Below are 19,216 nucleotides of genomic sequence, written 5' to 3' on the forward strand. Positions count from 1 at the left end.
CTGTAGCACAAAGCGCGTACAGGCTGACATGCGGCAGCAGCTACGCCTGGTGCCTCGCCAGCAAAAGACGCTGGCAATGCGCCAGGCTAGGCTACTCGTCGGCCTAAGCCCGCCAACCTTCGCAGCCTATAATGCTTGCGTGGTGAAGGCTCTGGATTCGAGCACTCTGACAATCGCGCTGGCGGTGTCGAGGCTGGTCATGAGTGGGACGCCGTGCATGATGGCGGCTTGGCGGATGCGGTAGCCGTCGCTGGTGGTGGCTTTGTCTTGGCTGGTGGTATTGATGACCACTTGCAGCTTATGATCGGCGATGGCGTCTAGGATGGCGTCTTCCCCGCTTTCGCCCAGTTTGGTAATGACCGAGGCGCGGACGCCAGCCTCCTTCAGCGCTTGCGCCGTGCCGGCGGTGGCGACGATTTGGTAACCGACTTCGCGGAAGCGTTTGGCCAAGGCGACGGCTTCCGGCTTGTCGGCGTCGGCAACAGTGAAGAGCGCCGTGCCAAAGGCTGGCAGATGGGTGTGGCTGGCCTCAAAGGCTTTGTACAAGGCCTTTTCGACGGTGGTGTCAGAACCCATGACTTCGCCGGTGGATTTCATTTCCGGTCCCAGCATGCTATCGACATCATTGAGTTTGCTGAAGCTGAACACTGGCGCTTTGACATGCACGCCTGGTCGATTCGGCAAGACGCCGGTGGTGAAGCCGAGGTCCTTGAGGCGTAGGCCCAAAATGGCTTGAGTGGCGACTTGCGCCATCGCCACGCCGGTGACCTTACTCAAAAATGGAACAGTGCGGCTGGCCCGTGGGTTGACTTCGATGACATAAACCGTGCCTTCATGCACGATGAACTGGATATTCATGATGCCAATGCAGTGCAAGGCATGGGCGAGTTTGATCGTCGCTTCTTCGATTTGACGGCAAATGTCTTCGCTGAAGTCTTGCGGCGGATAAACGGCCATCGAGTCGCCGCTATGCACACCCGCACGCTCAATATGTTCCATGATGCCGGGGATGACCACGGTTTCGCCATCGGTGATGGCATCGACTTCACATTCGGTCCCCACCAGGTATTGGTCAATCAGCACCGGATGGTCGTTAGAAACCGACACCGCGCGGTCGATGTAATCGGCCAATTCTGCGGAAGAGTGCACGATTTCCATGGCCCGGCCGCCTAGCACGTAGCTGGGCCGAACGAGCACGGGATACCCGATTTTCTCGCCAATGGCAATGGCTTCGTCCTTAGCGGTGGCGGTGTCACCGACGGGTTGCGGGATGCCGAGCTTGGTGATGATTTCATCAAAACGGTCCCGGTCTTCGGCGGCATCAAGATCTTCCAGGCTGGTGCCGAGGATTTTGACCCCGTGCGCCGCTAGCGGGGCCGCCAAGTTAATGGCGGTTTGGCCGCCGAACTGCACGATAACGCCTTTGGGTTGCTCCAGGTCGATGACATTCAGGACGTCCTCAATCGTGAGCGGTTCAAAGTACAGCTTGTCGGAAATCGAAAAGTCCGTGGAGACCGTTTCCGGGTTGGAGTTCATGATAATGGCTTCGTAACCCGCTTTTTGAATGGCTTTCACGCTGTGCACGGTGGCGTAGTCGAATTCCACCCCTTGCCCAATGCGAATGGGGCCGGAGCCTAAGACCAGCACGCTTTCGCGCTCATCGCGGTGGCTTTCATTCTCCTGCTCGTAGGTACTGTAGAAATACGGCGTGCTGGAGGCAAATTCACCGGCGCAGGTATCGACCATTTTGTAGACAGGGATCAGCCCCAGGGCGCGGCGGTGGTCGCGAATGGTGTCCATCGTGGTGTGCCAGAGGCTGGCGATTTCTTCGTCGGCAAACCCGTTGCGCTTGGCGACGGCGAGCAGGTCATCGTCATTGGGTTGTGCTTTAAGCTGATCTTCTAGTTCAACAATGTGCTTGAGCTTATCCAGGAAGAACAAGTTGATGCTGGAGAGTTCATGCAGTTCTTGAATGGTGAAATGCCGGCGAATGGCTTCGGCGAGGTAGAACAGGCGCATATCATTTGGGGTGACAATTTTGGCGGTTAAGGCTTCGTCGCTCATCTTCGCCGCTTCCGGCAGGCACAGGTGCACCGCCCCTACTTCAAGGCCGCGCACGGCTTTGAGCAAGGATTCTTCAATCGTGCGCCCAATGGCCATCACTTCACCGGTGGCTTTCATCTGCGTGCCCAGCGTGCGGTCGCCGTTTTCGAATTTATCAAACGGGAACCGGGGAATTTTGGCGACGACGTAATCCAGCATCGGTTCGAATTCAGCAAAGGTCGCGTCGGTGATTGGGTTTTTGATTTCATCCAAGGTCAACCCTACCGCGATTTTCGCTGCCATTTTGGCAATTGGGTAACCGGTGGCTTTGGAAGCCAAGGCTGAAGAGCGCGACACCCGCGGGTTCACTTCAATCACGTAGTAGTTAAATGAATTAGGGTCCAAGGCCAGCTGCACGTTGCAGCCGCCTTCGATTTTCAAGGCGCGAATGATTTTCAGCGAGGCATCCCGCAGCATCTGTACTTCCTTGTCGGTTAAGGTTTGCACTGGGGCAAACACCACTGAGTCACCGGTGTGCACGCCAACCGGGTCGAAGTTTTCCATGTTGCAGACGACGATGGCATTATCGGCGGCGTCGCGCATCACTTCAAACTCGATTTCCTTGTAGCCGGCAATCGAGCGTTCCACCAAGACTTGGGTGACCGGGCTGAGCGCCAGACCGTTTTCGGTGATGTCGCGCAATTCGGTTTCATTTTTGGCAATGCCGCCACCGGTGCCGCCCATGGTGAAGGCGGGCCTAATGATGACCGGATAGCCGATAGTTTCAGTGAAAGCTTTAGCTTCTTCAAAGGTATGGGCAATCGCGGATTCAGGAATTGGCTGGTCCAGTTTTTGCATCAGATTTTTGAATAACTCGCGGTCTTCCGCCTGGTCGATCGCCGACAGCTTGGTGCCAAGCAGCTCGATGTTGAGTTCATCTAAGATGCCTGAATTGGCCAGCTCCATGGCCAGGTTCAAGCCGATTTGACCGCCAATCGTTGGCAAAATCGCATCAGGCAGTTCCTTGCGCAGGATTTGGCTGACAAATTCTGACGTCAGCGGTTCGATGTAGACTTTATCGGCGATTTCTTTGTCAGTCATGATGGTGGCTGGATTGGAGTTCACCAGCACCACTTCATAGCCTTCTTCCCGCAGTGCCAGGCAGGCCTGGGTACCGGAATAGTCGAATTCGGCGGCTTGACCGATGATGATTGGGCCGCTACCGATGACTAGGATTTTGTGAATATCGTCGCGTTTAGGCATGAGCTACTCCTTTACTGGCCGAAAAGGCATCCATCATTTCCATAAACTCATCAAACAAATGGTCGGCGTCATGAGGCCCAGGCGCCGCATCTGGATGGAACTGCACCGAAAAGGCTGGATACAGCCGGTGGCGCAGGCCTTCGACCGTGTGATCGTTGATTTCTTCATGGGTCACAAGCAGTTGATCCGGGTCGATGCTGGCAGGATCGACGGCATAGCCATGGTTCTGGCTGGTGAAGTCGATGCGGCCGGTAGCAATTTCCCGCACCGGATGGTTGAAGCCGCGGTGGCCGTACTTCATTTTGAAGGTGTCGGCGCCATTGGCTAAAGCGAACAGCTGATGGCCGAGGCAAATGCCAAACATTGGGATGTGCCCTTCCACCCCTCTGATCATGTCAAGGGCGAAAGGCACGTCTTTCGGATCGCCAGGGCCGTTCGTCAGCATGACCCCATCAGGATTCAGGGTTAAGATCTCGGCCGCCGTAGTGGTTGGCGGCATAATGGTGATGTTGCACTGGCGCTTGGCGAGCTCGCGCAGAATGCTATGCTTGAGGCCAAAGTCCACCACCACAATGTTCTTGCCGGTGCCTGGGGCTGGATAAGCCTGGGTGGTCGCCACCTGCTGCACCTGGTTTTTCGGCAGCACCAAGGCGCGCAATTGGTCGAAGGCGTGATCATCGGCCGCGTCGACGATGCTGGCTTTCATCGTCCCGGCTTCCCGCAGCCGCTTGGTTAAGGCCCGAGTGTCAATGCCAGAGATGCCGGGGATGTGCTTGCGCTTCAGGAATTCATCCAACGTCATTTGGGCGCGCCAGTTGCCGACCACGCGGGCGGTTTCGCGTACCACCACGCCTTTGGTTGTGGGGTTGATGCTTTCGTAATCATCCCGGTTGATGCCGGCGTTACCAATCAACGGATACGTAAAGGCAATGATTTGGCCGTTGTAACTTTGGTCGGTGATGGTTTCCTGATAGCCGCTCATGCCGGTGTTAAAGACGATTTCGCCAGTGGTGACGGTTTCGGCGCCAAAGCCTTCCCCTTCAAACACACTGCCGTCTTCCAAAATCAGATAGCGTTTCAAAGCTTCTCCTCCTCATAGGCAATCTCGCCGCCAGCAATCGTCGTCATCACCTTGCCAAATACCTGGCGCCCGATGAACGGACTGTTCTTGCCTTTGGAGTACCAAGTGTTGGCGTCAATGGTGAACGGCGTGTCCAGATCCACCAACGTCAGATCCGCTGGCTGACCGATGCCAATGGTGCCGGCATCAAGCCCAAACGCGTTGGCAGGGTTGGTGCTCATCCAGTTCAGCAGCTGATTCAGCGTGAACTTGCCGCTGCGCACGAAGCTGGTGTAGAGCAGGCTGAAGGCTGTTTCGCTGCCCACAATCCCAAAGGCGGCGGACTTGAAATCGCCAGCCTTGTCCTCCGCCGTGTGCGGCGCGTGGTCGGTGGCAATCATATCCAACGTGCCATCCGCCAGGCCTTCGATCAACGCCAGCCGATCCATTTCGGCCCGCAGCGGCGGGTTCATTTTGTAATTCGGATCGTTGGCCGGAATGTGTTCGTAATCCAGCAACAAATGATGTGGCGTGACCTCGGCCGTCACATGCACCCCGCGCGCTTTGGCATCGCGGATCAACTCAACGCTTTGCTTGGTGGAGACATGGCAGGCGTGATAATGCACGCCGGTGGCCTCCGCCAAAGTCAAGTCGCGGGCCAACTGGGCAGATTCGCTGACGTGATTAATGCCAGGCAGGTTAAAGGCCTGGGCCTTGGAGCCGGTGCTAATCACCCCACCGGCCATCAAGCCGTTGTCTTCAATGTGGGCCACAATCGGGGCGTTGACCGCGGCGGCGCCTTGCATGGCGTGATACATGGTGGCGGCATCTTGAATGCCCACCCCATCATTGGAGAAACCCAGCGCCCCGGCGGCCTTCATGGCGGCATAATCGGTCAGCTCATTGGAATGCAGCCCGCTAGTAATCGCGGCAAACTGCTCAACATGGATCTTGGCATCGCTGTGATTTTTAGCGACCAAGCGCTTTAAATCCGCCACGTTATCTGGCACGGGGTTGAGATTTGGCATTGCCACCACCGTGGTAAAGCCGCCATGCGCTGCGGCGGCAGCGCCGGTTTTAATGGTTTCTTTTTGCTCAAAGCCAGGTTCGCGAAAGTGGACGTGCACATCGACTAAGCCGGGGATGACTGCCTTGCCTGCCGCATCAATAATGGTGGCCTCAGCAGGGGCGAATAGATGGCGGCCGAGCGCCGTGACCTTGCCCTCTTCAATCAGGATGTCGCCGGTGAAGGCTTGCGGTCCTTTGACCGCGGCGTTTTTAATCAGAATATTCATGGTTGCCTCCTCAGCTAATGGGGTTGGCACACGGCCTCAAGCATGGCCATGCGCATAAACACGCCGTTGTGCATCTGTTTGAAGATCCGCGAGCGACTGGCTTCGACCAAATCACTTTGGATTTCCACCCCGCGGTTGACCGGGGCGGGATGCATGATGATGGCAGTGGGTTTCATGCTATCGTAAATGGCTTGGGTAACCCCAAAGCGTTCATGGTAAGTTTCAGCGGAGAATTCGCTGCGCTCGTTGGCGCTGAGGCGTTCGAGTTGCACCCGCAGGAGCATCAGCACATCGACTTCCTTAGCCAGTTCCGCCAGCGGGACATATGGCCCGTATTCGGAAAAATCAGCGTTGTACCAAGCCCGCGGCCCAGAGAAGCTCACCTGCGCCCCCAGCTGTGTCAGCATGGCCATATCGCTGCGGGCGACGCGCGAGTGCGCTAAATCACCAACAATGCCGACTTTCAGGCCTTTGAAATGACCGAATTCTTCTTTAATCGTCATTAGATCCAGCATCATTTGGGAAGGATGCTGACCGGCCCCGTCGCCGGCATTCACGATGTGCAGCGGGATGTGGTCTGCGATGAGTGGTTCGTAGTAGTTGTCCTCCGGATGCCGAATCACAGCCACTTGCACTCCGATAGCGGCCAGCGTGCGCAATGTGTCGCCTAAGGTTTCGCCTTTGGTGGTGGAGCTTTGACTGGGGTTGAACGGTAGCACCGTCATGCCTAGTTTACGTTCGGCCATTTCAAAGCTGGTGTGCGTGCGGGTGCTATTTTCAAAGAATAAGTTGGCCGCGTAGTATGGCAAGTCAAGTTGCGGCTTGGCGCCAGCCTTAAAGGCTTCGGCGCGGGCAATTAAACTTTCAGCAAAGTCTGGATCGACTTGCGTTTCTGAGACAAAATGCTCAATGCTTTTCAATTGCCGGTTCCTCCTCATTTGCTGCACGTTGTGGCAGCACAAAGTTCAGGAAAATGCCAATCACGGTGGCTAAGGCGATGCCGCTGAACATGAAGCTGCCCAGTTGCAAGGTGGTGCCGCCAATCCCAATGACCAAAATGGTCGAACCAATCATCAAGTTACGCTTCAGGCCGAAATCAATTTTGTTATCAATCAGCACCTTGAGCCCGTTAGAAGCAATGACCCCGAATAACAGGAAGGAAATCCCGCCGATGACCGGACTGGGAATGGTGCGAATGAGCGCGGACAGCTTACCGATAAAGGCGAAGAGCACCGCGAACCCGGCAGCCCCGCCGATCACCCATACGCTGTGGACCTTGGTCATCGCCATGACGCCGATGTTTTCCCCGTAGGAAGTCACCGGCGGGCCGCCGACGAAGCCGGCAATAATGGAAGCCGTCCCGTCCCCAGCCAAGGTGTGATTCAGCCCAGGATCTTTGAAGAAGTTGCGGTGCGTCATTTCATCGAGCACCATAATGTGGCCCATGTGCTCAGTCATGGTGACGAAGGCAATTGGTGCCATGCTTAAAATGGCGTCTAAGTATAAGTGCGGCTGGTAGGTCAAAAATGGGATTTGGAAGGCTGGCAGTGAGAACCATTTGGCCTGCATCACCGGCGTAAAGTCGACAATCCCCATCAACAGCGCCAAGATGTAGCCAGTAATCAGGCCCAGCAAAATGGGCAACAAGCTGATGAATTTCTTTAAGTACATGTTGTAAATGATGGTTGCCGCCAACGTGGCAATCGCAACGATAAAGTAGCGGATATCATACACACTCTTGGTGGCAGAAATGGAGCGCATCGTGGCGTCAGTCGCCGCGGTGCCGGCTAAGCTCAGCCCAATGACCATGACAATCGGCCCCACCACAATGGGCGGCAAGGCTTTGTCGATCCAAGCCGACCCGGCAAAGTTTACAATCAAAGCCACCACCAGGTAAACGCAGCCCACCGCGATGGTGCCTTGGGCAATGGCCGGGTAACCGGCGCCTTTCATCAAAGCCTGCATCACCACGATGAAGGAGAAACTTGAACCCATGTAAGCGGGAATTTTACCGCGGGTGATGAGGATGTATAAAAGCGTCCCGACCCCGCTGGAGAACAAGGCAATGCTGGGATCCAGGCCAACCAGAATGGGGACTAGGACGGTGGAGCCGAACATCGCGAACAAGTGCTGAATGGATAAACCCAGCCATTGGCCGAACTTGGGTTTATCGTGGATATCTAAAATCGCGTCATCATCATGATATGCTTTCATGCTAATCCTCCAGTTGACCGATTGAGATGCCATCTTGGCCGTCAATTTCACTAACGGCCACGTTGATTTCCTCATGCCGCGAAGTCGGAATGTTCTTGCCGACAAAATCTGGCCGGATGGGCAGTTCGCGGTGGCCGCGATCGACCAAGACCGCCAGGCTAATCTGCTGCGGCCGGCCTTGATCCATCAAAGCATCCAGTGCGGCGCGAATGGTGCGACCAGTGAAAATCACATCGTCGACCAAAATCACATGTTTGTCGGTGATGGAAACTGGCAAGCTGCTCCCGGTCACATCCGGCTGCTGACGGTGATCGGCTTTGTGCACATCATCGCGGTACAGGCGAATATCAAGCTCCCCCACTGGCACCTCGACGTTTTCCAGCTGTTTGAGGCGGCTGGCGATACGCTCGGCGAGATAAATGCCGCGCGTTTTGATGCCCACCAGCACCAATTCGTCTAACGCCTTGTTTTGCTCGATGATTTCATAAGTAATCCGGGTCAAAGCGCGCTGCATGGTTACTGCGTCTACCACTTGTTTTGCCATTGTTCTTCCTTTCCTTGGTCATCTGACCAAAAAAGCCGCCTCCTATATCCAGTTTGGGTATAGAAGGCGGCCTATGCGAACCTATCGTCTGCCGCAGCAGACACGTGACCTTCCAAGCCTCTCTGGACTTAGTTAAAGGTGCTCTTATTAAGTTACCGTTAGTCTAGCGAACCCGCCGCGTCTTGTCAATGCCTGCCCGCAAATCCGCCAAAGTTTCTTGAAACAGCGCCGGCGGTTCGGCGGTGAAGGTCAGGTGCTCGCCTGACGTTGGGTGCTCAAAGCCCAGCAGCCGTGCATGCAGGAACTGACCGGCGTTGGGTAAGGTCACCCGCGGGCCATATAGCGGATCGCCGGCCAAAGGATGATGCAACGCCGCCATGTGGACCCGAATTTGATGGGTGCGGCCGGTTTCCAGGACACATTTGACCAAGGCGTAATGGTCGAATTGTTCCAGTACCGTGTAATGTGTCACTGCATGGCGCCCGCCTTCGACAATGGCTTGGCGCTTGCGATCTTTCGGATCCCGCGCGAGCGGGGCATCCACCGTGCCACTGGCCGCCTTGAAGCGGCCATGCACAATCGCCCAGTATTCACGCTGGGTGGTTTTGGCTTTAAGCTGGGCGGATAAGCTCAGCATGGCAGTTTGCGTTTTGGCGACCATTAAGAGCCCGCTGGTATCCTTGTCGATGCGATGCACAATCCCTGGCCGCAGCACATCATTGATGCCGGCAAACGTGGTATGCGCCAGCAAGCCGTTGACCAACGTGCCATCAGGATGCCCCGGCGCTGGATGCACCACCATGCCCTGGGGTTTGTTGACGACAATCACCTGGTCATCTTCGTACACAATATCCAGTGGCATCGGTTCCGGTTTGGCTTCCAGTGGCGTAGGCGCTGGCGGATCAAGGCGGATCTGGTCACCGAATTGAACTTTTTCCTTGCCTTTGGCAGCCTGGCCATTAAGCTGAACCAGACCCGCCGCGAGCCATTTTTGCACTTGCGAGCGGGTAAAATCCGGATATTGGTCGGCAATCACCTTATCCAGCCGGCCGCTTTGGGTGCTGATTGTGAAGGCTAACGTGACGGGCGCTCCTTTCCGTCCATGAACAGCAAGTAAATCACCACGATGATGACGCCGATGGTTAAGCAGGCATCTGCCACGTTGAAAATCGCAAAATTCATAAAGGTGGTTTCAAACATGTCAGTGACCGCGCCAAACCGCAACCGATCAATAAAGTTGCCCAGCGTCCCGGCCAAAATCAGCACCAACCCGGCCTTGTAGAAGCGGCTGTGCTTGGCATCGCGCCAGAGCCAAGCCACGACCACTAACGAAATTACCGTGATCAAATAGAAGAACCATTGCTGCCCGCGCAGCATGGAAAAGGCGGCGCCATCATTTTGCAAATGGGTTAACGCCAGCCCCGGCAAAAACGCCACGGTTTCCCCAACCGCGATGTGCGCCACGACCCAGGCCTTCACCACCTGATCCAGCGCCACCAGTAGCGCCACCACAATCATTGAAACAATCACATTGAACCTCCTAGAACAAACCAGAAATCACACCGTCATCTGAGACATCCATGTTCAACGCCGCTGGTTGCTTTGGCAGCCCAGGCATGGTCAGCACCGACCCGGTCATTACCACCAGGAACCCGGCGCCGAGCCGCGGCACCACATCGCGCACATGAATGGTGAAATCGCTGGGGGCACCTAAGGCTTTGGCATCATCCGAAAACGAATACTGCGTCTTGGCCATGCAGATTGGTAGCTGGTCCCAGCCATTTTTGGCAATCGTCTTCAAAGCCAGCTCCGCCTTATGGTCATACACGACATCGCGGCCACCATAAATCTGTTGCACAATCGTCTCGATTTTGGCTTTCGGTGCCGCGGCGTTGTCATACAGCGGTGTAAAATCAGCTGGCTGCTGGAGCGCAGTTGACACGGCATCCGCTAACGCCAAACCGCCATGGCCGCCTTCACCCCACACGTTGGCCCGCACCGCCGTGGCCCCAGCAGCTTCGCACAAGCTGATGAGATCATTGAGTTCGGCCTCAGTGTCTGTGGCGAATTCGTTGATGGCGACCACCACTGGCACGCCATAGCGCTTCATGTTATGAATGTGGCGCTTCAGGTTGCCAAAGCCGGCTTGTAAGGCTGGCCGGTTCTCTTCGGTCAACGTGGCCAGTTTTTGGCCGCCGTTGTACTTGAGCGCCCGTACAGTCGCAACAATCACCACCACGTCAGGCGTTTTGCCTAACGCAGGAGCGGTGATATCCATGAACTTCTCGCCGCCGAGATCGGCGCCAAAGCCGGCTTCGGTAATGGCAATGTCCCCTAGCGCCAGCGCCGTACGCGTCGCCAGAATCGAGTTGCACCCATGGGCAATGTTGGCAAAGGGGCCGCCGTGAATCAAAGTTGGGGTGTGGGCTAAGGTTTGCACCAGGTTCGGCTTGATGGCATCGCGCAGCAGCATGGCAATCGCGCCGGTCACGCCAAGATCCGCCACGGTGACTGGCGTGCGGTCGTAGGTGTAACCAATCACAATGCGGGCAATCCGGGCCTTGAGGTCAGCCAAGTCTTCCGCCAAGCACAAAATCGCCATCAATTCGCTGGCAACGGTGATATCAAACTCGGTTTCCCGCGGGACACCTGAGGTCACGCCGCCAAGGCCAATGGTCACATGGCGCAAGGCGCGATCGTTAATATCCAGCACCCGCCGCCATAAAATTCGGCGGGGATCGATATTCAAAGCATTGCCTTGCTGCAAATGATTATCAATCAAGGCGGCTAAGGTATCGACGGCAGTGGTTAAGGCGTGCATGTCACCAGTGAAATGCAGATTAATGTCTTCCATTGGCACGACTTGGGCATAACCGCCGCCAGTGGCGCCGCCTTTCATGCCCATCACCGGACCGAGCGAAGGTTCCCGTAGCGCAATGACGGCATTTTGGCCGCGCAGGCGCAACGCGTCACCTAAGCCAATTGTCACCGTCGACTTGCCTTCGCCAGCTGGTGTGGGATTGATGGAAGTCACCAACACCAACTTGCCTTGTGGCTGTTGGCGCAGGCGTTTCAAGGCGGCCAGGGTGAGCTTGGCTTTGCTTTTGCCGTAAAGTTCCAAATCATCGGCACTTAAGCCGACCATGGCACCGATTTCCGTGATGGGTTTCATTTCGGTAGCTTCATTTGCTTGGGCAATTTCAATATCAGACACGACGGTTATCCCCTTTCGTTTGGCAAAATGACCGATTCCAACGCTGCCGTCAAAGCCGCTTGACGGCCAAAATGCACCAAGGTCAGCCAACCGTAATCAGTGGTTTGCAGGCGAATCTGATGGCGACCCACTTGCATGGCGGTGATATGCAGCGGCGGCACGGCCAGCGTGTTGCCTGGCAGCAGGCGCCGGATGGTCACCAGCTGATCGGTGATGATGAGTTGCGAGCGCCACACCTGCAGTCCCGCGACCAGCAGCGTGACCAGCAAAATCACGACTGCCACCCAGCTGATGGGTCCATAGCCGACTAATTCCATTTGCACAATGACCGATATTGAGATTCCGAGCACGATCACCGCCCAAAACATGCTAAAATCGAGCCACGCGGGTTGAATCAAAAACCGCTTCTTCACAGTCACACTTCCTTGGAGAACAATGATGGTTAAACTATACACAGATGCAGCCATAAAAGGCAATCATGGGCTTGGCGGGATTGGGATTTTGATTGTGGCCGCCAAAGAGCAGATTCAGCTTCATCAACCGCTGCCCCCAATGTCCAACCACGAAGCCGAGTTTCTGGCCGCGATTGCTGGCTTTCAGGCCCTTGTGGACCGAGACCTCACTGGCCCAGTCAGCTTCTACAGCGATTCCCAAATCGTGATTGATGCCCTGAATAAACGCTACGCCAAGCACTATGGTGATTATGTCACAAAATTGCTCGCCTTGTGCGATCAGTTCTCACTGGTGGTTTGGCAATGGATTCCCGATAGGCAAAATCAAGGCGCGCATATGCTGGCGCAACAAGGCCTCCACCTCGCCGAGGCAAAAGAAAAGGCCTGATTGCTCAGGCCTTGTGATTATCAATGGGATTACTTCAACACTTTGAACTGATCGGCTTTGGCCATCTTGTCGATTGGCTGCGCTGGGGCTTCAATCGAGCCGAATGGCATCTGAGCGCGCAGCGTCCAGGTGGCAGGCAAGTTGAATTCATCGCGTACCAGCTCGTCGATAATCGGGTTGTAGTGCTGCAAGCTAGCGCCGATACCGTTGTTGGCCAAGGCCACCCATGCGTTCAGCTGACTGGAACCTTGTGCTTGTTCTGCCCAGGTGGCAAAATTATCAGCATACAGCGGGAAATCTTGTTCCAGCTTGCGGACAATTGGTTCGTCGGTCAGATACAAGATGGTGCCGTAAGCCGCTTTGAAACTGGCAATCTTCTGCTTGGTGGCTTCATAGGCTGCTTCAGTTGGGACTTCTGACTTCAGTCGCTTCACCACAATGTCCCACAAGGCATCGTGCTTAGCGCCGAATAAGAAGACCGCCCGCGTCGTTTGCGAGTTGAAAGCGGATGGCGTGGCCTGAATCACATTTTCGACCAGGTCCACGATTTCATCATCGCTTTGCTTGACGTTTTTGCCCAAGGCATAAATTGAGCGGCGCTGCTTCAACAGGTTAAGTAAGTCATTGTTCACAGGAAATACCTCTTTCATCTTTAGGATAATATTAGTGTATCAGCTTATCTTTTGTAAGTAAACCCACAATTGCCCATGTCACGCACCAGGAGGCCGTTATGTCACTTGTCAGTAGCTTGATTGTTGCCATTTTAGTTCTGAACACGCTTGCCGCGATTTTCACCGTCCTGCGGGAAGTCCGGGATATTCCGACCACCTGGGCTTGGCTGATGGTGTTGATTTTTCTACCGGTCATCGGGTTTGGGTTGTACCTGTTCGCCGGCCGCGGGCTATCCGCCAAGAAAGTGCGGGCCATTCAAACCGAGTATCACCGCGGGGTCAAAGCCTTCGTGGCGATGCAAAAGCGTGCGAACACCCATGGTCAGTTGTTGCCAGCGGCAGTGGCTTCGCCGGCTGCCAAAGAGCTCACCACGTTATTCTTGAATACAGCCAATGCCCCTGTGCTTGGCAGCAATGACGTGACGCTCTATTTCGATGGCGAGAAAAAATTTGCCGCCCTGTTTGCTGATATCGATGCGGCCACGGATCATGTATTCATTGAATACTACACCATCTATGCTGACCAACTGGGCACCGAGCTCCGGGACCATTTGATTGCCAAGGCCAAAGCTGGCGTTGAGGTTAAGGTGCTGTATGATGCTTGGGGCAGTATGGGCGCTGGGCCGAAGTTCTGGGCGCCCCTGCTTGAAGCTGGCGGCAAGGCCGAGGCCTACTTCAGCTCGCAGCATTTGTTCCTGGACTTTCGCTTGAACTACCGACTGCACCGGAAAGTGGTAGTGATTGATGATGAAGTCGGCTACATTGGCGGTTTTAACGTCGGCGACCAGTACGTTTCGCGCAAGCCGAAATTTGGCTTTTGGCGCGACACTCACTTGCGGATTGTCGGTAACACGGTTTACGCGTTGAAAATGCAGTTTTTGATGGACTGGAATGCGACGGTGCCAGATGATCAGGCCGAGCCCTATGCGACCGATGCCATCACGCGAGAAAACGTCCGGGTGGCGCATGTCGGTGCCACGCCGATGCAAATTGTGGCCAGCGGGCCCGACTCCAATGCCCAACAAATCAAATATGGTTACGTCAAAATGATTGCCAGCGCCACCAAGTCGGTTTGGCTTCAGACCCCTTACCTGATTCCTGATGATACCGCGATGGATGCGTTGATCACTGCGGCGCTGGCCGGGATTGATGTGCGGGTGATGGTGCCAGATATGCCGGATCACCCCTTCATTTTTCGCGCGACGCAGTATTACGCCAATTATCTCAGCCGCTTTGGCATCAAGGTTTACCACTACCAGCACGGCTTCTTGCATGCCAAGACGCTGATTGTCGATGATGCGATTGCTAGTGTCGGCTCGGCGAACTTCGATATTCGTAGTTTCAAGTTGAACTTCGAAGTCAACGCCTTCGTTTACGATGAGGCCATTGCCCACCAGCTGACGGCGGCCTTCGAGGCGGATCAAAAGGAAAGCCTCTTCTTGTCTGCCGCGGTCATTCGCAGCCAAGGCCGCTGGCTGCGGTTCAAGCAGTATGCTTCGCGACTGCTGTCACCGATCTTGTAACGCAAAACCACCTTGATGCGTGGCATCAGGGTGGTTATTTTAGTCTTGTGACGCCGCGGCTCAGGTTGGGTCGACGCCGGGACGCGGCGGTCCAGCTGCGGGGTCGGCTGGAGCCGAAAAGCGGTCTCCAGCCTCAAATGCGAGCCAGCATCGCGCTGCGCGCTCAACGCTGTCTCGCATTTGCCCCCAGTCAGCCCAGGAGCAGCCTGCTGCGCAATCTCCTCGTGGGCTAACTGTTTCGCGGCTGGACCACCACACCCCTCTGCCGCCCCAACCTGGCCCGCTCCATAACGGTAAGGCCGTGAATTCAAATCACGACAGGATGCCCTTCATTGTTGAGCTAGAGCTTAGGCGTGAGCATGGGTAATGGGTAGTTCGGAAAACTACCTATTCAGCGTTCTGCCTACCGTACCCAGGCGTCAAAGGCTTTGGGGTTATCTTTGAGAATATGAATGGCCGCGGCGATCAGTTCATTGCGCTTGGTGGCGAGCTCGTCACCGGTCAAGTGATAGCGGTCGGTGATGTAGCCAGTGGCAATGGCGAGAAAATCTTTGCGTTCAATGCCCCCGTCCTTGAATAACGTATCCAAACCGGTGAGGTCCGGCGTGGCGGCAGCGAGGACCGCTTGGGCCACGTCCTTAGTGTGGGCGTGCTGGTTAGCGTAATCAATTAGACCATCGACCATGTCAACTTCAGCGGCATGGTCGGCTTTCTTATCAGCGTTCATGCTTAACATCTCCTTTGATCACCTTCTATTATAACGAGTTGCCGTCGTGGTGAAAAATAAAGTGTCCAAGGGCTTCTCTTATTTGGACAGGCGGGGTATAATTGTTGTTATCAGTTCGGGGGAACACCATATCTTGGGGTCTGACTTTTTGCCCACAAGATATGGTGTTTTTATTTGACACCATATACAATATCCAGTATGATAAAGCCATCATCAAAAACAGAAAGCGTGACGAACATGAGCAATATTACGTTATTTACCAAAAACGGCTGTCCACAATGCCGCATGACGAAGAACTACCTGAAGACGCACAACATCTCTTTCGTTGAACACAACATCAACGAAGAACCTGAATACATCGGTTACCTGAAGGATCAAGGGTTCCAAGCCGTTCCGGTGCTGGAAGCAGATGGCCTGAAATCCTTTTACGGGTTCCGCCCAGAAGCATTGAAGCAACTGGCTGGCTAAACGCCAGCTTTTTTTGACCCCTAATCCTTGTGAAAGTGGTGACAATATGGCACTCAGTGAAATCAAACCAGATGAAGTAACCTATTACGCGTTGAACAACGAAATCAACATTCCAGTGGATGGTCAGATTCCGTTGGCGAAGGACAAGGCGGCGCTCCAAGCCTTCCTGAAAGAAAATGTGATTCCGAACACGAAGACTTTTGCTTCGCTGACGGATCGCCTCGCCTACCTGGTGGATCATGACTACTACGAAGCCGCGATGCTGGATAAGTATCAGCCGGCCTTCTTAGAGCAGCTCAACGACTTTTTGCGCAATGCCCATTTTGAGTTCAAGTCGTTCATGGCGGCGTACAAGTTCTACGCGCAATACGCTTTGAAGACTGATGACAACGAATATTATTTGGAAGATTTCAAGGACCGCGTCTTTGCCAATGCGCTCTATTTTGCCGACGGGAATGAAGCGTTGGCGATGGCGTTAGCCGATGAAATGATTCATCAGCGCTACCAGCCGGCGACGCCCTCGTTTTTGAACGCTGGACGCCAGCGCCGCGGTGAACTGGTGTCGTGTTTCTTGCTCCAGGTGTCCGACGATATGAATTCGATTGGCCGGGCCATCAACTCAGCCTTGGAACTGTCTCGCATTGGTGGCGGCGTGGGGCTGACCTTGTCAAACTTGCGTGAAGCCGGGGCCCCGATTAAAGGCATCGATGGTGCCGCCAGTGGCGTTTTACCGGTCATGAAATTGTTGGAAGACAGTTTTTCCTATTCCAACCAGCTCGGCCAACGCCAAGGGGCCGGCGTGGTTTATTTGAATGTGTTCCATCCTGATATTATTAGCTTCCTTGGCGCGAAGAAGGAAAACGCCGACGAAAAATACCGCCTGAAGACCCTGAGCCTCGGTGTCATCGTCCCTGATAAGTATTATGAACTGGTCCGTGAAGACGCTGATATGTACCTTTTCTCCCCGCATTCCGTTGAGCGGGAATACGGCCAGCCGTTCTCCTACATCGACATAACTAAGGAATACGACAACCTGGTCGCTAATCCGAAGATCAAGAAGTACAAGCTGAAGGCCCGCGATCTAGAAAACGAAATCTCGAAGCTCCAGCAAGAATCAGGCTACCCGTATATCGTCAACATCGATACTGCCAACAATGCCTCCCCGATCGCCGGCAAAATCATCATGAGTAACCTTTGCTCTGAAATCATGCAGGTGCAAACCCCAAGTGTGATCAACAACGCCCAGGGCTACGATGTGCTAGGGACAGATGTGTCTTGCAACCTGGGCTCGACCAATATTCCGAATCTGATGAAGAGCCCTGATTTTGGCAAGAGTGTGGAATCGATGGTGCGTGCTTTGACCTTCGTGACTGATACCAGCAACATTGACGTGGTGCCATCAGTGCAGCACGGCAACGAACTGGCCCACTCCATTGGCCTCGGGGCCATGGGCCTGCACACCTATTTTGCCTTGAACCACATGGCTTACGGCGATGAAGAAGCGCTGGACTTCACCAATGTCTACTTCCTGCTGTTGAACTACTACAGTTTGAAAGCTTCCAACAAGATTGCGGCGGAACGCGGCCAGGTCTTCCACAATTTCGCTGCCAGCAAGTACGCGGACGGTAGCTATTTTGACAAGTATCTGACGGAAGACTTTGCGCCGAAGACGGCTAAGGTCAAGGCGTTATTCGCTGACATTCATGTGCCGACCGCCGAAGACTGGGCCGTACTGAAGGCGGCGGTGATGAAGGACGGTTTGTACCACCAAAATCGGCTCGCCGTGGCGCCAAACGGCTCGATTTCTTACATCAATGACACCTCTGCATCGCTGCAGCCAATCGTCAACCGCATCGAAGACCGGCAGGAAAAGAAGATTGGGACGATTTACTACCCGGCACCGGGTTTGTCCAACGACACCCTGCCTTATTACAAGAGTGCTTACGATATCGATATGCGCAAGGAGATTGACGTCTATGCTGCCGCGCAGGCTCATGTCGATCAAAGCATGTCGCTGACGCTGTTCATGCGCTCCACCATTCCAGCTGGCCTCTACCCATGGAAAGAAGGCCGCACTGAAAAGATGACGACCCGCGATTTGAACATCCTGCGGAACTACGCCCATCACAAAGGCATCAAGTCCATTTACTACATCCGGACCTACACCGATGATCAAGAAGAAATTGGCAGCAATGCCTGCGAATCCTGCTCGATCTAAAGCTCGCCTTTGGCAACGAGCAATGGCCAGCCTTCGAGAGCCGTGGCGCCCCACGGTTCTTACATAACCTTTAAAGGAGCGACATCATGGCGGAAGAAAAGCAATACCTGGCAATTAACTGGAACGACATTGAAGATCAAATCGATAAAGCCACTTGGGAAAAACTCACTGAGCAATTTTGGCTCGACACTCGGATTCCGGTGTCCAATGACTTGGATGACTGGCGCAAGCTGACCAAAGACGAGCAGTGGGTCGTCGGCCATGTGTTTGGTGGTCTGACGCTGCTGGATACCTTGCAGAGCCAAGACGGCATGAATAGCTTGATGCAAAACATCCGCACCCAGCAGGAACGCGCGGTGCTCAACAACATTCAGTTCATGGAATCGGTTCATGCCAAGTCCTATTCCACGATTTTCTCTACGTTGAATACGCCAGCTGAAATCGACGAGATTTTTGACTGGACCAATTCCAACCCGCATTTGCAATACAAAGCCAACAAAATCAACGACATCTATCACAACGGCACCCCACTGGAAAAGAAAGTGGCTTCCGTCTTCCTGGAAACCTTCCTTTTCTACTCTGGGTTCTTCACCCCGCTTTATTATTTGGGCAACAACAAGCTCACCAATGTGGCGGAAATCATCAAGCTGATCATTCGCGACGAAAGTGTTCACGGCACCTACATCGGCTACAAATTCCAGCTTGGCTTTAATGCCCTCAGTGATGACGAACAAGCGAAAATGCGCGATTGGATGTATGACTTGCTGTATGACCTCTACGCCAACGAGGAAGGCTACACTAATGACTTGTACGCCAAAACCAGTTGGACGGAGGAAGTGTTGACCTTCCTGCGTTACAACGCCAACAAAGCGTTGATGAACTTGGGCCAAGACCCCTTGTTCCCGGACACCGCCGCTGACGTAAACCCGATTGTGATGAACGGGATTTCGACTTCCACCGCCAACCATGACTTCTTCTCCCAGGTCGGTAACGGCTACCGCTTGGGTCAAGTCGAAGCGATGAACGATGATGATTACAACTTTGACTAAAGCCGTTTGAATCAAAACGCAGGACCAGCTGGTCCTGCGTTTTTCGATTCCAGCAAAAAAGACGAGCCGCAGCTCGTCTTTCAGCGC

17 protein-coding genes are annotated in these 19,216 nt (G+C 54.5%); 5 read left to right on the forward strand and 12 right to left on the reverse strand.

Annotated elements, in window-relative coordinates:
- Window positions 1–126: 126 nt before the first annotated feature.
- The 10 genes from carB to JUF11_RS06660 form a co-directional block, all read right to left on the reverse strand.
- Window positions 127–3,306 (reverse strand): carbamoyl-phosphate synthase large subunit, encoded by a 3,180-nt coding sequence (gene carB / locus JUF11_RS06615; protein ID WP_204118894.1) that lies wholly within the window; start codon window positions 3,304–3,306, stop codon window positions 127–129.
- Entirely contained in the window at window positions 3,299–4,387 is a 1,089-nt protein-coding gene (locus JUF11_RS06620; protein WP_125579000.1) for a carbamoyl phosphate synthase small subunit, read from the reverse strand. The genes carB and JUF11_RS06620 overlap by 8 nt, the downstream gene beginning before the upstream one ends.
- The gene (gene pyrC / locus JUF11_RS06625; RefSeq protein ID WP_204118975.1) at window positions 4,384–5,655 is read right to left on the reverse strand and encodes a dihydroorotase; all 1,272 of its coding nucleotides are present in this window, start codon (window positions 5,653–5,655) and stop codon (window positions 4,384–4,386) included. Before pyrC ends, JUF11_RS06620 begins: the two co-directional genes overlap by 4 nt.
- A 20-nt stretch (window positions 5,656–5,675) precedes the next feature.
- Window positions 5,676–6,599 (reverse strand): aspartate carbamoyltransferase catalytic subunit, encoded by a 924-nt coding sequence (locus JUF11_RS06630; RefSeq protein ID WP_204118895.1) that lies wholly within the window; start codon window positions 6,597–6,599, stop codon window positions 5,676–5,678.
- Complete coding sequence (locus JUF11_RS06635; RefSeq protein WP_204118896.1) at window positions 6,568–7,875, reverse strand: uracil-xanthine permease family protein; 1,308 nt, start codon at window positions 7,873–7,875, stop codon at window positions 6,568–6,570. Before JUF11_RS06635 ends, JUF11_RS06630 begins: the two co-directional genes overlap by 32 nt.
- A gap of 1 nt (window position 7,876) precedes the next feature.
- On the reverse strand, window positions 7,877–8,419 hold the full coding sequence (gene pyrR / locus JUF11_RS06640) for a bifunctional pyr operon transcriptional regulator/uracil phosphoribosyltransferase PyrR (protein WP_204118897.1): 543 nt from the start codon (window positions 8,417–8,419) through the stop codon (window positions 7,877–7,879).
- Window positions 8,420–8,582: 163 nt separating this feature from the next.
- Window positions 8,583–9,485: an RluA family pseudouridine synthase gene (locus tag JUF11_RS06645; RefSeq protein ID WP_236000483.1), complete on the reverse strand. Its 903-nt coding sequence runs from the start codon at window positions 9,483–9,485 to the stop codon at window positions 8,583–8,585.
- Window positions 9,486–9,493: 8 nt separating this feature from the next.
- Window positions 9,494–9,949, reverse strand: a complete 456-nt coding sequence (lspA, locus tag JUF11_RS06650) for a signal peptidase II (RefSeq protein ID WP_204118898.1) — start codon at window positions 9,947–9,949, stop codon at window positions 9,494–9,496.
- Window positions 9,950–9,959: 10 nt separating this feature from the next.
- Window positions 9,960–11,633 (reverse strand): formate--tetrahydrofolate ligase, encoded by a 1,674-nt coding sequence (locus JUF11_RS06655; RefSeq protein WP_204118899.1) that lies wholly within the window; start codon window positions 11,631–11,633, stop codon window positions 9,960–9,962.
- 5 nt (window positions 11,634–11,638) lie between these two features.
- Complete coding sequence (locus JUF11_RS06660; protein ID WP_204118900.1) at window positions 11,639–12,046, reverse strand: EbsA family protein; 408 nt, start codon at window positions 12,044–12,046, stop codon at window positions 11,639–11,641.
- 25 nt (window positions 12,047–12,071) lie between these two features.
- Between JUF11_RS06660 and JUF11_RS06665 the strand changes: the two genes are divergently transcribed.
- Window positions 12,072–12,473, forward strand: a complete 402-nt coding sequence (locus JUF11_RS06665; RefSeq protein WP_204118901.1) for a ribonuclease HI family protein — start codon at window positions 12,072–12,074, stop codon at window positions 12,471–12,473.
- A gap of 29 nt (window positions 12,474–12,502) precedes the next feature.
- Here the strand turns inward: JUF11_RS06665 and JUF11_RS06670 are convergent, their stop codons facing one another.
- The gene (locus JUF11_RS06670) at window positions 12,503–13,105 is read right to left on the reverse strand and encodes a nitroreductase family protein (protein WP_204118902.1); all 603 of its coding nucleotides are present in this window, start codon (window positions 13,103–13,105) and stop codon (window positions 12,503–12,505) included.
- Between the two features lie 98 nt (window positions 13,106–13,203).
- Between JUF11_RS06670 and cls the strand changes: the two genes are divergently transcribed.
- Window positions 13,204–14,667, forward strand: a complete 1,464-nt coding sequence (cls, locus tag JUF11_RS06675) for a cardiolipin synthase (RefSeq protein ID WP_204118903.1) — start codon at window positions 13,204–13,206, stop codon at window positions 14,665–14,667.
- Window positions 14,668–15,070: 403 nt separating this feature from the next.
- Here the strand turns inward: cls and JUF11_RS06680 are convergent, their stop codons facing one another.
- Complete coding sequence (locus JUF11_RS06680) at window positions 15,071–15,394, reverse strand: hypothetical protein (protein WP_204118904.1); 324 nt, start codon at window positions 15,392–15,394, stop codon at window positions 15,071–15,073.
- A 237-nt stretch (window positions 15,395–15,631) separates the two neighbouring features.
- Between JUF11_RS06680 and nrdH the strand changes: the two genes are divergently transcribed.
- From nrdH to nrdF, 3 genes are all read left to right on the forward strand, one after another.
- Window positions 15,632–15,862, forward strand: coding sequence for a glutaredoxin-like protein NrdH (gene nrdH / locus JUF11_RS06685; protein ID WP_125579013.1), 231 nt, complete (start codon window positions 15,632–15,634; stop codon window positions 15,860–15,862).
- Window positions 15,863–15,908: 46 nt separating this feature from the next.
- Window positions 15,909–18,080 (forward strand): class 1b ribonucleoside-diphosphate reductase subunit alpha, encoded by a 2,172-nt coding sequence (gene nrdE / locus JUF11_RS06690; protein ID WP_204118905.1) that lies wholly within the window; start codon window positions 15,909–15,911, stop codon window positions 18,078–18,080.
- An 86-nt stretch (window positions 18,081–18,166) separates the two neighbouring features.
- Window positions 18,167–19,129: a class 1b ribonucleoside-diphosphate reductase subunit beta gene (gene nrdF / locus JUF11_RS06695; RefSeq protein ID WP_203632056.1), complete on the forward strand. Its 963-nt coding sequence runs from the start codon at window positions 18,167–18,169 to the stop codon at window positions 19,127–19,129.
- Window positions 19,130–19,216: the final 87 nt, after the last annotated feature.

Source organism: Lacticaseibacillus suilingensis, assembly GCF_016861845.1.
GTDB lineage: Bacteria > Bacillota > Bacilli > Lactobacillales > Lactobacillaceae > Lacticaseibacillus > Lacticaseibacillus suilingensis.

Excerpts from the sequence above, each read along its gene's own strand:
- carB (WP_204118894.1), bottom strand. The coding sequence starts at position 3,306 with ATGCCTAAACGCGACGATATTCACAAAATCCTAGTCATCGGTAGCGGC.
- JUF11_RS06630 (WP_204118895.1), bottom strand. The coding sequence starts at position 6,599 with ATGAGGAGGAACCGGCAATTGAAAAGCATTGAGCATTTTGTCTCAGAA.
- JUF11_RS06635 (WP_204118896.1), bottom strand. The coding sequence starts at position 7,875 with ATGAAAGCATATCATGATGATGACGCGATTTTAGATATCCACGATAAA.
- pyrR (WP_204118897.1), bottom strand. The coding sequence starts at position 8,419 with ATGGCAAAACAAGTGGTAGACGCAGTAACCATGCAGCGCGCTTTGACC.
- JUF11_RS06665 (WP_204118901.1), top strand. The coding sequence starts at position 12,072 with ATGGTTAAACTATACACAGATGCAGCCATAAAAGGCAATCATGGGCTT.
- cls (WP_204118903.1), top strand. The coding sequence starts at position 13,204 with ATGTCACTTGTCAGTAGCTTGATTGTTGCCATTTTAGTTCTGAACACG.
- JUF11_RS06680 (WP_204118904.1), bottom strand. The coding sequence starts at position 15,394 with ATGAACGCTGATAAGAAAGCCGACCATGCCGCTGAAGTTGACATGGTC.
- nrdH (WP_125579013.1), top strand. The coding sequence starts at position 15,632 with ATGAGCAATATTACGTTATTTACCAAAAACGGCTGTCCACAATGCCGC.
- nrdE (WP_204118905.1), top strand. The coding sequence starts at position 15,909 with ATGGCACTCAGTGAAATCAAACCAGATGAAGTAACCTATTACGCGTTG.
- nrdF (WP_203632056.1), top strand. The coding sequence starts at position 18,167 with ATGGCGGAAGAAAAGCAATACCTGGCAATTAACTGGAACGACATTGAA.